This window comes from Hydrogenophilus thermoluteolus (genome assembly GCF_003574215.1).
Lineage (GTDB): Bacteria > Pseudomonadota > Gammaproteobacteria > Burkholderiales > Rhodocyclaceae > Hydrogenophilus > Hydrogenophilus thermoluteolus.
In genome coordinates this window covers 843,623-856,476 of sequence record NZ_AP018558.1, presented here as the reverse complement: position 1 = coordinate 856,476, position 12,854 = coordinate 843,623, and the positions used below count along the sequence as shown (strand labels likewise).

Annotated in this window: 16 protein-coding genes; 4 read left to right on the top strand and 12 right to left on the bottom strand. The window is 60.0% G+C overall.

Annotated features, from left to right (window positions below):
• Positions 1-9: 9 nt before the first annotated feature.
• The 6 genes from HPTL_RS04180 to coaBC form a co-directional block, all read right to left on the bottom strand.
• The gene (locus tag HPTL_RS04180) at positions 10-609 is read right to left on the bottom strand and encodes a c-type cytochrome (protein ID WP_119334852.1); all 600 of its coding nucleotides are present in this window, start codon (positions 607-609) and stop codon (positions 10-12) included.
• 83 nt (positions 610-692) lie between these two features.
• Positions 693-1,634, bottom strand: coding sequence for an ankyrin repeat domain-containing protein (locus HPTL_RS04175; RefSeq protein WP_170141268.1), 942 nt, complete (start codon positions 1,632-1,634; stop codon positions 693-695).
• 44 nt (positions 1,635-1,678) lie between these two features.
• Positions 1,679-2,197 (bottom strand): NapC/NirT family cytochrome c, encoded by a 519-nt coding sequence (locus HPTL_RS04170; protein WP_119334850.1) that lies wholly within the window; start codon positions 2,195-2,197, stop codon positions 1,679-1,681.
• 109 nt (positions 2,198-2,306) lie between these two features.
• Positions 2,307-2,756 (bottom strand): NUDIX domain-containing protein, encoded by a 450-nt coding sequence (locus HPTL_RS04165; RefSeq protein WP_197713775.1) that lies wholly within the window; start codon positions 2,754-2,756, stop codon positions 2,307-2,309.
• Positions 2,753-3,229 (bottom strand): dUTP diphosphatase, encoded by a 477-nt coding sequence (dut, locus tag HPTL_RS04160; RefSeq protein WP_119334848.1) that lies wholly within the window; start codon positions 3,227-3,229, stop codon positions 2,753-2,755. Before dut ends, HPTL_RS04165 begins: the two co-directional genes overlap by 4 nt.
• Positions 3,195-4,460: a bifunctional phosphopantothenoylcysteine decarboxylase/phosphopantothenate--cysteine ligase CoaBC gene (gene coaBC / locus HPTL_RS04155; protein WP_119334847.1), complete on the bottom strand. Its 1,266-nt coding sequence runs from the start codon at positions 4,458-4,460 to the stop codon at positions 3,195-3,197. Before coaBC ends, dut begins: the two co-directional genes overlap by 35 nt.
• Positions 4,461-4,484: 24 nt before the next feature.
• Here coaBC and radC point away from each other — a divergent pair, with 24 nt between their 5' ends.
• The 3 genes from radC to rpmG all read left to right on the top strand — a co-directional run bounded on the left by radC (position 4,485) and on the right by rpmG (position 5,652).
• Entirely contained in the window at positions 4,485-5,168 is a 684-nt protein-coding gene (gene radC / locus HPTL_RS04150; protein ID WP_119334846.1) for a RadC family protein, read from the top strand.
• Between the two features lie 66 nt (positions 5,169-5,234).
• A complete protein-coding gene (rpmB, locus tag HPTL_RS04145; protein ID WP_119334845.1) occupies positions 5,235-5,471 on the top strand; it encodes a 50S ribosomal protein L28 in 237 nt (78 codons plus the stop codon).
• A gap of 13 nt (positions 5,472-5,484) precedes the next feature.
• Complete coding sequence (rpmG, locus tag HPTL_RS04140) at positions 5,485-5,652, top strand: 50S ribosomal protein L33 (protein ID WP_119334844.1); 168 nt, start codon at positions 5,485-5,487, stop codon at positions 5,650-5,652.
• 102 nt (positions 5,653-5,754) lie between these two features.
• Here the strand turns inward: rpmG and HPTL_RS04135 are convergent, their stop codons facing one another.
• Positions 5,755-5,958: a cold-shock protein gene (locus HPTL_RS04135; protein WP_119334843.1), complete on the bottom strand. Its 204-nt coding sequence runs from the start codon at positions 5,956-5,958 to the stop codon at positions 5,755-5,757.
• 164 nt (positions 5,959-6,122) lie between these two features.
• Between HPTL_RS04135 and HPTL_RS04130 the strand changes: the two genes are divergently transcribed.
• Positions 6,123-7,439, top strand: coding sequence for a M23 family metallopeptidase (locus HPTL_RS04130; RefSeq protein ID WP_170141266.1), 1,317 nt, complete (start codon positions 6,123-6,125; stop codon positions 7,437-7,439).
• A 10-nt stretch (positions 7,440-7,449) separates the two neighbouring features.
• On the opposite strand, the gene rfbC is transcribed toward HPTL_RS04130, so the two are convergent.
• From rfbC to ipdC, 5 genes are all read right to left on the bottom strand, one after another.
• Entirely contained in the window at positions 7,450-8,001 is a 552-nt protein-coding gene (gene rfbC, locus HPTL_RS04125; protein ID WP_119334841.1) for a dTDP-4-dehydrorhamnose 3,5-epimerase, read from the bottom strand.
• Between the two features lie 20 nt (positions 8,002-8,021).
• On the bottom strand, positions 8,022-8,972 hold the full coding sequence (gene rfbA / locus HPTL_RS04120) for a glucose-1-phosphate thymidylyltransferase RfbA (protein WP_119334840.1): 951 nt from the start codon (positions 8,970-8,972) through the stop codon (positions 8,022-8,024).
• Between the two features lie 17 nt (positions 8,973-8,989).
• On the bottom strand, positions 8,990-9,934 hold the full coding sequence (gene rfbD / locus HPTL_RS04115; protein WP_119334839.1) for a dTDP-4-dehydrorhamnose reductase: 945 nt from the start codon (positions 9,932-9,934) through the stop codon (positions 8,990-8,992).
• On the bottom strand, positions 9,931-11,013 hold the full coding sequence (gene rfbB / locus HPTL_RS04110) for a dTDP-glucose 4,6-dehydratase (protein WP_119334838.1): 1,083 nt from the start codon (positions 11,011-11,013) through the stop codon (positions 9,931-9,933). The genes rfbD and rfbB overlap by 4 nt, the downstream gene beginning before the upstream one ends.
• Positions 11,014-11,121: 108 nt before the next feature.
• The gene (gene ipdC, locus HPTL_RS04105; protein ID WP_119334837.1) at positions 11,122-12,750 is read right to left on the bottom strand and encodes an indolepyruvate/phenylpyruvate decarboxylase; all 1,629 of its coding nucleotides are present in this window, start codon (positions 12,748-12,750) and stop codon (positions 11,122-11,124) included.
• Positions 12,751-12,854 lie beyond the last annotated feature (104 nt).

Genomic DNA, 12,854 nt, shown 5'->3' with positions numbered 1-12,854 from the left:
CCTCCTCGGTTATTTCTGACTGGCATAGAAATGGAGCACTGCTTCAAGCCCCTGTTGCCCCTCTTTTTCGACGAGTTCCGTGAGCCGTTTCTTCATGTTCTTCTCTTTGTATTCACGTTTTTCTGCCAAATAATCTTCCAACTGATAGTGGAGGTATGGCATCCACTGTCCGGCAAGCACACCCGCCACCGCACTGGCTTTCCCACCATCTTCATGGCATTTTTCGCAGTAACGGTCATGCAATTTCGCGCCTTTCGCCGCCAATTGGGCATCGTGCGGTTGCGCGAACCGCAAAAACGGCTGTTTCGCAAAATATTCCGCCATCAGTTTGATCTGTTCGTCGGTGTACCCTTTCGCAATCCGAGGCATGATCGTGCCCGGACGCTTGTCTTCACGGTAGTCCTGCATCGCCTCGATGAAGATTTCAGGGTTCATCCCCGCAATGGTCGGCGCTGCTGGTCCGCGGCTGGCGCCATCTGGGCCATGGCATCCGGCGCAGGTATTGGCCAGGACTTGCGCGTAATCGACTTCGACGGCATGGGCTTGCGGCGTCAGCGCGAACGCCAGTGCCGCAGCCGCCCCGTATACGAATGGTTTGAACTGCTTCATCTTGGTCTCCTCTCGTTGCCCAACGTCCCCGTTACGGGACCCTTACTTCACCGCGTCGAACCCCAGTTCGCCGCGATAAACCCTTATTGCGCTTGCAGCCAGCGGGCGAGTTCCTCATAGCCCCGCTTTTTGGCGATCGCAAGCGCGTCCATTCCGTTACGGTCCCGCACCGAAACCGCGGCACCGCGTGACGCCAGCCATTGAACCGTTTCGAGCCGACCGCTTTCGGTTGCAGCGATCAACGGCGTTCGACCGTCGATGTCCTGATGGTTGATATCGGCACCGCGGTCGAGCAGCACTTCGGCGGTATGAAGATGCCCCTTCGCCGCAGCGAGGATGAGCGGCGTCTGCCCCGCGTCATCGACGACATCGACACGCGCCCCATGGTCGAGCAGCCAATGCACGACGTGCAGCCGCCCCGCTTGCGCCGCATAGTGGAGTGCGGACATCCCGTGACGATCCCGCAAGTCGAGATCGGCGCCAGCATTCACCAGGAGTTCGACCGCTTTGAGATCCCCATTTTCCGCCGCGCGCATCAACGGTGTGACCCCGTGCCGATCGGCGCTGTCGGGGTTGGCACCGCGCGCGAGCAACAGACCAATCAGTTGGTGGTAACCCCGTGCCGTGGCAAGGCTCAAGGGGGTGGCGCCACTCCGGGATTTGACATTCACTTTCGCGCCCGCTTCGATGAGAAACGCAGCGGTTTCGATACGCCCCGATTCGATCGCATAAAAAAGTGCCGTCCGCCCAACCGTGCAGCGGGCGTGGAGGTCGGCACCCGCGTCGAGAAGGATTTTGACGGTTTCCAAATCGCCGCTTTCTGCCGCGTACATCAAGGGGGTCACCCCGAACGCGCCTTGGGTTTTTGCCGAAACCCCCGCAGCCAATAGGCGCTTCACCGCGCCCGCGTCACCCAACTGCGCAGCGTCGAAGAGCGCCTTCTCTTCGTTCGACAACGCCTGAAGCGCTGGTGTGATCGCACAGAACAACAGCCCCATCGCGATTCGCGTCACCCAGCGCCTCATGGCTCTTGCTCCTTTCCAATCTCTTACCGATACTTGTAAGAATCTCACGACTCGGGTTCTTTGGGCAAGCTGTGCGCGATTCCCTGATGACATTCGATACAAGTTTTCCCTTCCATCGCCGCCGCTTCGTGCTTACGCCGCGCTGAGCGCACCTGCTCCGTGAGGTCCATATCGGCGAATTCGTGACAGGTGCGGCATTCGCGCGAATCGGTTGCTTTCATCTTTTCCCACACGCGGTTGGCCATGGTCCAGCGGTGCGCTTCGAATTTCTCTTTGGTATCGATGGTACCGATCAAGTGGTGGTAGATATCTTTCACCGCGATGATCTTCGCTGCGACCTTCGGGAAAAATTCCTTGGGTACGTGGCAATCGGCGTACTCGGCTTTCACTCCCACCCGATTTTTATAGTGGACAGTCTCCATCCACTCTGCTTTGCTCCACTGCATCGTATGACACGAGGTGCAGAACTCCGTGGTGTTCGTGTATTCGAAGAAGGCATTCACGGCACCCACCGCAACGGCACCCGCGGCAAAAATCACGACCCCTAAAACCCACTTCTTCATCGCGATACCTAAATATAGAGTCAGGTTATGATCTAATAGTTATGATTGTATAAAGAAACGAGGCAAAGTCAAGCAATGGAGGCGCACTCTTTTGCTGCGCCGCAAAAGATTACCAACCCAATTCGAAGAACCACTGCTTCCCTAATTTTGTCCAGATGGCCTCTAGGTAAGGGACCAATGGGGCAGGCGGGGTATCCTGCGGCGCCCATTGTAGAGCGTGCGCTCGATGCGGTTCACAAAGAAGAGGTGTTCCTTGCCAGCGCACAAGAGAAAACAGGAATTCGATGCGGTTGGTATCGGAGCGGCGGTGAATCACGCCGATTGGGTGCAGATCACACGCTTGCACCGTAATGCCCAGCTCCTCGGCCAGCTCACGACACGCTGCGGCACCTAACGATTCGTCGGGTTCGACGTGTCCCCCCGGTAAACTCCAGTAACCGTCGAAAAAACCGGTTCCACGCCGCAGTTGAAAGAGCACCTCTTTTTTCGGGTTCAGGAGCAGCACCTGTACCGCTGTCGGGATGCCTCGGGCACCCCCAAGCGCGCCACCTTTCATCATTGGCTTCCTGTGCTGCCGAACCCGTCGGCGCCGCGGTGCGACGGGGAAAAGGCATCGACTTCGTCCCATTCGACTTGCACCACCGGGACGACGACAAGCTGCGCGATGCGCATCAACGGTTCGATCACGACTGGCTGTTGCCCGCGATTCCAGACCGAAACGAAAATCTCTCCTTGGTAGTCGGAGTCGATCAAACCCACCAAATTTCCCAAGACCAGTCCCTGCTTGTGCCCCAACCCGGAGCGCGGTAGAATCATCGCCGCCAAACCGGGATCTGCCAGATGGATCGCGATTCCCGTAGGAACGAGCTCGCTCGCTCCGGATGCCAGAATGAGCGGTGCGGCGATCGCAGCACGAAGATCGAGGCCTGCGGCGCCTTCAGAAGCGTAATGGGGCGGGTTTTCCCGGATCCGTTCGTCGAGATAACGAATCGCGACTTTACGACGGTGTGGTTTCACAGGTAGCTCCCTCATCACGAACCGAGATCATGCGTTTGAGGTGGGCAAGAATCGCCCACGCCACTTCGGACTTGTTCCCGGCCGGCACGGGATGGCGTCCAAAATCGTCATAGAGGACGACACGCGTCTCATCTTGTCCCAGCGCTTCCTGCGCAAGATTTCCCACCACCAACGACAACCCTTTCTCACGGCGTTTGCACTCGGCGTAGTGGTCCAAATCGCGGCTTTCCGCGGCAAACCCGACACAGAGTGGCCCGTGGGGCAACGCAGCGATTTCGGCCAAGATATCGGGATTTTTGACGAGTGTGAGGGTCAGCGTCGACGCGGACTTCTTGATCTTGTGTTCCTGCGGGGTTTCCGGCCGGTAGTCGGCTACCGCCGCCACCCCAACGAATAGATCCGCACTAGGGGCATACTCGTGCGCAGCGGAACGCATCTGTTGCGCGGTCACGACGTCGACACGCGTCACCCCCCATGGGGTCGGCAACGCCGTTGGACCGGCGATCACCGTCACCTCGGCGCCCGCCATTGCAAAGGCTTCGGCCAACGCGAAGCCCATCTTGCCTGAACTCAGATTGGTGAGGACGCGAACCGGATCGATCGGCTCGTACGTAGGCCCGGCCGTGAGCACGACGCGCTTGCCCTGAAACCACTTGGGCGCGAGTGCCGCTTCGATTCGCGCAAGGATTTCGTGCGGTTCGATCATCCGCCCGGCACCGACCTCTCCGCACGCCTGGGCGCCAACAGCTGGCCCCCAAATGGCAACTCCGTCCGCTTGCAGTTGCGCCACGTTGCGTTGGGTAGCGGGGTGGTGCCACATCGCCTGGTTCATCGCGGGCACTACCGCAAGCGGACAGGTGCGCGCCAGCGCCAAAGTGCTCACCAAATCGTCGGCACGACCTTGGGCGAAGCGCCCCAAATGGTCGGCGGTAGCAGGCGCAACGACCATCAGCGCAGCACCACGCGTCAGATCGATATGCGCCATCGCGTCTTCGGCGCGTCCGTCCCACAAATCGGTCCAAACCGTCCGCCCAGAAAGCGCTTGAAAAGTGAGCGGTGTGACGAACCGGGTTGCCGCGTCGCTCATGACCACGTCGACCGTTGCGCCACGGTCGACGAGCCGGCGGACCACTTCGGCAATTTTGTATACGGCGATCCCACCGGTCACCGCCAATACGATCCGCTGTCCGTTCACAAACGGCGGTTTCGCCCTGTTGCGCCCTTCATTTGCGGTAAGATTGTCCATCGTCGAAATTCGCTCCTCTTGTCGATGTCGATCAGCGATTGGCCCGAAGCGGAACGCCCGCGCGAAAAACTCTTGACGCGTGGTGCGCAGGCTCTGAGCGATGCCGAACTGTTGGCGATTTTCCTACGGGTTGGCGTACGCGGCAAGAGTGCCGTGGATTTGGCGCGCGACTTGATCGCCGCGTTCGGCGGCATCGCTCGGCTCATTCACTGCGAACCCCAACAGCTTGCCCAGATGCCAGGTATCGGCCCGGCGAAAACGGCGCAACTGCTCGCGGCACTGGAACTGGCGCGCCGGGCGTTGTGGCAGGAAGCCCAAGCCGTCCCAGCTTTCGAGCGGCCGCAAGCCGTCAAGGATTGGCTGCGGTTACAAATCGGGGGGCTCCCCCACGAATCCTTTCTGGTACTGCTACTGGATCAGCGTCACCGCTTGCTCAAGAGCGAAACCCTTTTTCGGGGCACGGTAGCCGAAGCGGCGGTCTATCCCCGTGAAGTCGCGAAATTGGCGCTTACGCTCAACGCCAGTGCCGTGATCGTCGCACACAACCACCCAAGCGGCCACGCGGTGCCCAGTCGAGACGACATCGCGGTGACGCAGCGGCTCCAGAACGCGTTGCGGTTGATCGACGTTCGCTTGCTCGACCATTTCCTAGTCACCCGCGACACTGCCGTTTCGTTTGCCGAGCATGGATGGCTCGACCCCACCTGATTCTTGCAAAAAAACGCGCAATTATGGTACATTCCGCATTTCATCGGAATTCGAGGAGCAAAAGCAATGGCTCGAGTCTGTCAAGTGACGGGTAAGCGCCCGATGGTGGGACACAACGTCTCCCACTCCAACATCAAAACCAAACGGCGCTTCTTGCCGAACCTGCACTACCGTCGTTTCTGGAGCGAAGCGGAAAACCGCTGGGTACGCCTGCGCGTTTCCAACGCGGCGCTGCGCACGATCGACAAGAAAGGGATCGATGCGGTTCTTGCCGAACTGCGCGCCCGTGGCGAAAAGATCTGATTAGGAGCGCATCATGGCAAAAGCTGCCCGCGAAAAAATCAAACTGGAATCCACAGCCGGTACCGGCTATTTCTACACCACGACGAAGAACAAAAAGAACACCCCGGGCAAAATGGAATTGAAAAAATACGATCCGAAAGCCCGGAAACACGTGCTGTTCAAAGAGACCAAGTTGAAGTAATCATTTCGGTACTTTGCCTCCCGGTCGGCATTTCAGCGATCGGGACAGCATAAAAAAACCACCCTTGCGGGTGGTTTTTTGCTGCCCAGGGCAGTATCGAACTCAGATTTTCTGAATATTCGACGCCTGCTTACCTTTGGGGCCTTGCGTCACCTCGAAGCGCACGCGATCACCCTCTTTGAGGGTCTTGAACCCGGGCATGTTGATCGAGGAGAAATGCGCAAAGAGGTCATCTCCGCCCTCGTCCGGGGTAATGAACCCGAAGCCTTTGGAATCATTGAACCACTTAACCGTACCTGTTGCCATTGCTTTACTTCCTTACAAACATCAATCAATCAGGGCAGAGCCCTCTTCGCTTGTGCTGCAACACGGCAGCACGGGTTCCACGATACGCGCTTTCCCGCACAATGTCAACAAAAAAATGCGCTACAATTCGATGCATTCTGCGCAAAGGAAAAACGGAGGAGGCGATGAAACGAACGATTTGGCTGCGCCCCCCTTTTTGGTTCGCCCTTTCCGGTGCATTCGTCACTTTGGGTCTTGCCGTTGCGGCAATCGATCCCAACCGCACGGCACCCTCACCGCAAGAGGTCATCGCCTCGCTACCCCCGATTTCTCTCCACCCGGCCGCTGAGCCATCCCTCCCCCCGGTTGTGATCCGAGACCGCGTTCAACAAGGAGAGACACTCAGTGAATTGTTGGAACGAATCGGCGCGAACGACCCCGAATTGATCGATTACGCGCTGGCGGCACCGGAAGCCCAGCCGATCCATCGCCGCCTTTTGGGCAACGGAACGGTCACGCTCAAACTGGACCCAACCGGCAAAGTCTTTGCGCTACAACTTCCGCTCACCCACGGTGAACGGGTGACCATCGAACGCGACGGTGACCGTTTTGCGGTCAAAAATAACGCCGACTCCAGCGACACGACCACGTTCCTTGAAGCACGGGAAGGCGTGATCTCGTCGTCTCTTTTCGCCACTGCCGACGAAATCGGGCTGCCCTACGAAATCGCGAGCCGTTTGGCGGAAGTCTTCGGGACCGAAATCGATTTTTCCCGCGACTTGCGTGTAGGCGACGCGTTCGTCGTGCTCTACGAGACGTCGATCGACGCGTTGGGAAACAAAACTGTCGGTGATATCGTCGCCGCCGAATTCACCAATCAGGGTAAAACCTACCGGGTTCTTCGCTACACCAACCGAGACGGTGAAACAGGCTTTTATACCCCCGACGGCAAAGCGCTGGGGAGCGGTTTCTTGCGCTACCCCCTCAAATTCACCCGGGTCACCTCTCAATTTGGTCTGCGGGAACATCCAGTAACCGGCGGCATGAAAAACCATTATGGCGTCGATTTGGCTGCCGCGACCGGAACGCCTGTTTTGGCCGCGTCGGACGGGCGCGTCACATTCCTCGGTTGGAAAGGCGGATACGGGAATCTGGTGATCCTCGCGCACCGCAACGGCTACGAGACCCGTTACGGGCACCTCTCCGCGTATGCCAAGGGGCTTACACCTGGACAGAAAGTGCAACAGGGCCAAGTGATCGCGTACTCGGGCGCGACGGGGCGCGTCACGGGTCCGCATCTCCACTATGAGGTACGCATCGGCGGTAAACCCTACAACCCCCAAACCGTTCGCCTCCCTGGACCCGAGCCGCTACCGAAAGCGGAGTTGGCGCGGTTTCTCGAGCAGACGCGATCCACGCTGACCCAACTGGCAGCGGTTGCGCGCCGCCCCGAATTGGTTGCAACGCAACAGCGAGCGCAGCCATCCCAACCAAAGGGATGATCACGCGCGCTCAGTCGAACCGTTCGGCATCGGCAAAGCGTGGCGCTCGGCGATCCTTTTCTGAGATAATCAACGGGACGTCGAGTTCGGGCCACGCGATCGCCAACTGGGGATCGTTCCAAGCGATTGCGCGGTCGTATTCCGGCGCGTAGTAATCGGTCGCCTTGTAGAGCAAGCGCGCAAAGTCCGTAAGCGTGAGAAAACCGTGGGCAAAACCCGGTGGAATCCACAACTGCCGCTTGTTGGTGTCCGACAATTCCACCCCCACCCACTGACCAAACGTGGGCGAGCTTTTGCGAATATCGACGGCCACATCGTAGATTGCCCCTTCTGCGCATCGAACCAACTTACCCTGCGCGTGCGGCGGCAACTGATAATGGAGCCCCCGCAGCACCCCGCGCTTCGAACGGGATTCGTTGTCTTGGACGAAGGTCACCCGATACCCCAGCGCCGCTTCGAAACGGGCCTGATGAAACGCTTCGAAGAAGTACCCCCGTTCGTCGCCATGCACGACGGGTTCGATCAGCAGCACCTCGGGAAGTGCGGTGGGAACGATGCGCATCCCAAACTCCTTGTGTCCGTTCACAATCGCTGCAGCAACCGGCGCAGGTACGCGCCGTAGCCACTTTTGCCGAGCCGCTCGGCTTGCGCCAAGAGCGCCTCCTCATCGATCCACCCTTGCCGCCAGGCGATCTCTTCCGGGCAAGAGATCTTGAGACCTTGTCGCCGTTCGATGGTGGCGATGAACTGGCCGGCGTCGAGCAGCGAATCGTGCGTTCCGGTATCGAGCCACGCATACCCGCGCCCCATCACCTCGACGTGCAGCGTGCCATCGGCAAGATAACTGCGGTTGAGATCGGTGATTTCGAGCTCCCCACGCGGCGAGGGACGAAGCCTTTTGGCGCGCTCACTCGCCGACCCATCGTAAAAATAGAGCCCGGTCACGGCGTAAGACGATTTCGGCCGCGCCGGTTTTTCTTCGATATCGATCGCGCGCCCCGCTTGGTCGAACGCCACGACGCCGTAGCGTTGCGGGTCGGTGACGTGGTACGCGAAGACCGTAGCACCCGTTTCACGCATATCGGCAGAAAAGAGGAGCGTTTGCAGATCGTGCCCGTAGAAGACGTTGTCACCGAGCACCAACGCACAAGGCGCACCTGCAAGGAACGCTTCGGCCAACAGCAGCGCCTGCGCGATCCCTTCCGGTTTCGGCTGAACGTGGTAATGCAACGCGATCCCCCACTGACTGCCATCGCCCAAGAGTTGCGCAAAGCGCGGCGTGTCTTGCGGCGTCGAAATGAGGAGTATTTCGCGTATTCCCGCCAACATCAGCGTCGAGAGGGGATAGTAGACCATCGGTTTGTCGTAAAGCGGCAACAGCTGTTTGGAAACCGCCAACGTGCTGGGGTAGAGTCGCGTTCCGGACCCCCCCGCCAGGACGATCCCTTTGCGTTGGCTGGTTCGCCGCTCGAACGCATACGGCAACCCCACCGCAACAGTGGCAGCCGAATCGGTTGGTACGGAAAATGTCATCGTCTCGTTCCTTCAGGTCATCCACTGAGGGAGCAGCATTGCACCAGCGCTTCGACGGTGCGGGCAACGTCCGTCTCCCAGCTGGGAAGCGTCACCCCCAGGGTCTGTTCGAGCAAATCGGTGGCGAGCCGCGAATTGCGCGGGCGCGGTGCTGGTGTCGGGTAGTCGGTGCTCGGAATGGCGCGAATGGCGTCCGGGTGCACCCGCAGCGGCCACCCATATTGCGCTGCGCATTTCAGTAGAAAGCGCGCGTAACCAAACCAGCTCACCGCCCCTTTCGGCGCGAGGTGCAGCAGCGGTGGCACGCGATCGGGTGACGGCGACGGCGCATGAGCGGCGCGATCACCGACTGTGAGCAACCGAGTCAGCAACCGTTCGCTGACTGCGGCGATCAATTCCGCACTCGTCGGCGCGCCGATTTGGTCATCAACCACGGCCAATTGGTCACGGGTCCGCGCTAAGCGCAGCATCGTTTTGAGAAAGTTGTTGCCGTGCACGCCATAGACCCAGGAAACACGCAAAACGACGGCACGAGCACCACTGCCCAACACCGCCTGCTCCCCCGCCAGTTTGCTGGCCCCATAGGTATTGAGTGGCGACGGCGTATCCGTCTCGCGATAGGGGCGGTCATGGCACCCGTCGAAGACGTAGTCGGTGGAATAGTGCAAGAGCGCCGCGTGGTTTGCCGCGCACCAGCGCGCCAACCGTTCTGGCACCGCCGCGTTCAAACGATACGCCAGTTCGGGCTCGCGTTCGGCACGGTCGACTGCCGTATACGCCGCGGCATTGACGATCGCGGCAGGACGCTCGGCGTCAAGGCGCGCTTGCAGCGCGTCGAGGTCGCTCAGATCGAGCGCCTGCCGGTCGAGCGCGACCAGATCGTAGTCGAGCGCCAACCGAGGTCGCAACGCCCAACCGACCTGGCCGTTGGCACCCAAAAGCAGTACACGCAAACGGCTCATCGCCCCTCCTGGGATAGCCGCGCGCCGTATTGCGTGCGAACCCAATCGCGGTAGGCGCCACTTTGCACCCGCTCGACCCAATCGCGATGGGCAAGATACCAGCGCACCGTTTTTTCGAGGCCGGTTGCGAACGATTCCGCCGGTTGCCAACCGAGTTCGCATGCGATTTTGCGCGCGTCGATCGCATAGCGGCGGTCATGACCGGGCCGATCGGCAACAAAGGTGATTTGATCGCGATAGGAGCGGCCATCCCCACGCGGGGCCAGGCGATCCAGCAAAGTGCAGAGCTCGGTGACCACCGCAAGGTTGGTCTGCTCGTTCCACCCGCCGATGTTGTAGGTCTCACCTGGCGTACCGGCATCGAGCACGCGCCGCACCGCGGCGCAATGGTCACCGACGTAGAGCCAGTCTCGGATCTGTTGCCCATCGCCGTAGATCGGAAGCGGCTCGCCCGCAAGCGCGCGCAAAAGACAAAGCGGGATCAGCTTTTCGGGAAACTGCCGCGGCCCGTAGTTGTTCGAGCAGTTGGTGGTGAGCGTCGGCAATCCGTAGGTGTGGTGGTAGGCCCGCACCAGATGGTCGGACCCCGCTTTGCTCGCCGCGTAGGGGGAATTGGGTGCATAAGGGGTTGTCTCGGTAAAGGGCGGGTCGTCTGGTTCGAGCGTGCCATAGACTTCGTCGGTGGAGACGTGGAGGAAACGAAACGCTTCCTGCTCCGAAAGAGGCAGTTGCTGCCAATAGTGGCGCGCTGCTTCGAGGAGGCGAAAAGTGCCCACGACGTTCGTCTGGACGAACGCCTCTGGCCCAAGAATGCTGCGGTCGACGTGCGATTCGGCGGCAAAATGGACGATCGCGCGAACCCGGTGTGAGGCCAAAAGCTGTTGGAGCAGCGCCGATTCGCCAATATCCCCTTTTACGAAAGTATGGCGCGGATCGTCGAGGACGGGCGCGAGGTTCTCGAGATTGCCCGCGTAGGTCAGCGCATCGAGCGTCACCACGGGCTCATCCCGCTCTGCCAGCCAATCCAAGACAAAATTGCTGCCGATGAAGCCCGCGCCACCCGTGACCAAAATCGTCATTGCCCGTTTCCCCTTCGGAAAGGGGAAATTGTACCGCAACCGACCGAGCGACAAGGAATGCGACGATCCGAGTAAACGGCAACCCCGCCGTGCCTGCGCTCTGCTCGGCTACGTTGCGCTCTTCGGCATGCTCAGGCGCTTGACGCCCGCGACGAAACGGGCCAACGTCGGCGACATCACGCCGCGGGGAATCATCGCCTCGATCAATTGGAAGCGCCCACGTGTCCGCCACGCGCGATCCAACGCCGCTTTCAGTTCGCGCCGGGAGCGCACCCGCATGCCATCGCCGCCCATCCCTGCCGCCATTGCCGCGAAGTTCCAGTCGTCGAGATCGTTGAAGTGCGACTCCGGCTGAAACGCCCGCAACATCTCCCAACTGGCGTTGTTGAGCACGATCACGATGGGATCCCAGCCGTAACGGCGGCAGTTCCCCAACTCCCATCCGGTCATCTGGAACGCGCCATCCCCGACCAGAATGATCGGCCGTTCGCCGCAGGCACAAATCCCAAGCCCGGCCGGAACCCCAAACCCCATCGTCGCGTAATAACCTGGCGCAACCATCGCGGTGTGGACGATATCCATCGCGGTAAAGAGGCAATCGCCCGTGTCTGCAGCAAGGGGCACCTTCCCATGGGTGGTCATCAAATCGTTCACCGCCGTTGCGATCGCCTGCGGGGTGATCTCGCCGTCGTCGGCGCTGAGCCCAGTCGGATATTGCCGTTTGGCCGGCTGAAAGCGATTCCCATGATCCGGCGTACGTGCGAGCAACGCATCGATCAGGCGATCGAGCGGAATGTTGGGGTAGTGATGGTGCCCCACCCGAACGGCACCGTCGAAGGCATGGATCGTTCGCCGCCAATCGATCCGTTTCTGCGAAACGGCGAAATTGGTGTCCGAAAGTATCACGCCCAACAACAACAGGCCATCGCTCTCCTCGACCAACTGGGTGATCTCGGGATCCCCGGCGATCCCCATGTAGGTCCCCAAAAGGGGCGCATTGGCGTCGGCCAACAAGCCGCGCCCCATGAAGCTGGTCACGACGGGAATGCCCAAGCGGGCGGCAAGTTTCGCAACCGCTTGCTCGACACCGTAGCGCCGCACTTCGACACCTACCAGCAAAACCGGCTGCTTGGCCTGTTTGAGTCGCGCCAATACTTCGTCGGCACACGCAGCGATCGCTTCGGGGTCGACCGTCGCCTCGGGCAACGCCGGAACGGGTTCGCACGGCGCCGCGACAAGATCGCGGGGTATCTCGATATAAACGGGGCGCGAATGGCGTTTGCAATTGGCCAACACCCGCGCGATCTGTTTGGGGGCCGTTCCGGGATCGTCCAGACGCACCTGGTCGCAGGTGATCTCTTGATAGATTCGGTATTGCGAATCGAGCGTCTTTGCCTGATGGTGGAGAAAGAGCCCAGAACTGGCTTCATGCGCCCCCGGCGCACCGGAGATTACGACAACCGGCGATTTTTCCGCATACGCCGACGCAACGGCATTGACCATGTTGAGCGCCCCCGCGCCGTAGGTCACCGCAGCAACGCCCAACCCGCCGTGGTACCGCGCGGCTGCGTCGGCAGCGAAACCGACGCCCGGTTCGTGAGAAAAGGTATAGAGGGGCAAAATGCCGGTCTCTTCGATGATCTTGAAATAGGGTAAGGCAAAATCGCCCGGAATCCCGAAGATCTGTTTGGCGCCATTGGCTTTGAGTGCGTGCAGTAACGCTGTGGTGAGGTTCATCGCAGTGGCCTCCTTTTGGATGTGGTGCGTCATTATCGCGCAATCGTCGGACAAAAAATTCGCATGATCGACAATATCGGGCTAAAATTCGCACAAAATTTTTG

Coding starts and splice junctions, on each gene's coding strand:
- HPTL_RS04180 (WP_119334852.1), bottom strand. CDS start 609: ATGAAGCAGTTCAAACCATTCGTATACGGGGCGGCTGCGGCACTGGCG.
- HPTL_RS04175 (WP_170141268.1), bottom strand. CDS start 1,634: ATGAGGCGCTGGGTGACGCGAATCGCGATGGGGCTGTTGTTCTGTGCG.
- HPTL_RS04170 (WP_119334850.1), bottom strand. CDS start 2,197: ATGAAGAAGTGGGTTTTAGGGGTCGTGATTTTTGCCGCGGGTGCCGTT.
- HPTL_RS04165 (WP_197713775.1), bottom strand. CDS start 2,756: ATGATGAAAGGTGGCGCGCTTGGGGGTGCCCGAGGCATCCCGACAGCG.
- dut (WP_119334848.1), bottom strand. CDS start 3,229: ATGAGGGAGCTACCTGTGAAACCACACCGTCGTAAAGTCGCGATTCGT.
- coaBC (WP_119334847.1), bottom strand. CDS start 4,460: ATGGACAATCTTACCGCAAATGAAGGGCGCAACAGGGCGAAACCGCCG.
- radC (WP_119334846.1), top strand. CDS start 4,485: ATGTCGATCAGCGATTGGCCCGAAGCGGAACGCCCGCGCGAAAAACTC.
- rpmB (WP_119334845.1), top strand. CDS start 5,235: ATGGCTCGAGTCTGTCAAGTGACGGGTAAGCGCCCGATGGTGGGACAC.
- rpmG (WP_119334844.1), top strand. CDS start 5,485: ATGGCAAAAGCTGCCCGCGAAAAAATCAAACTGGAATCCACAGCCGGT.
- HPTL_RS04135 (WP_119334843.1), bottom strand. CDS start 5,958: ATGGCAACAGGTACGGTTAAGTGGTTCAATGATTCCAAAGGCTTCGGG.
- HPTL_RS04130 (WP_170141266.1), top strand. CDS start 6,123: ATGAAACGAACGATTTGGCTGCGCCCCCCTTTTTGGTTCGCCCTTTCC.
- rfbC (WP_119334841.1), bottom strand. CDS start 8,001: ATGCGCATCGTTCCCACCGCACTTCCCGAGGTGCTGCTGATCGAACCC.
- rfbA (WP_119334840.1), bottom strand. CDS start 8,972: ATGACATTTTCCGTACCAACCGATTCGGCTGCCACTGTTGCGGTGGGG.
- rfbD (WP_119334839.1), bottom strand. CDS start 9,934: ATGAGCCGTTTGCGTGTACTGCTTTTGGGTGCCAACGGCCAGGTCGGT.
- rfbB (WP_119334838.1), bottom strand. CDS start 11,013: ATGACGATTTTGGTCACGGGTGGCGCGGGCTTCATCGGCAGCAATTTT.
- ipdC (WP_119334837.1), bottom strand. CDS start 12,750: ATGAACCTCACCACAGCGTTACTGCACGCACTCAAAGCCAATGGCGCC.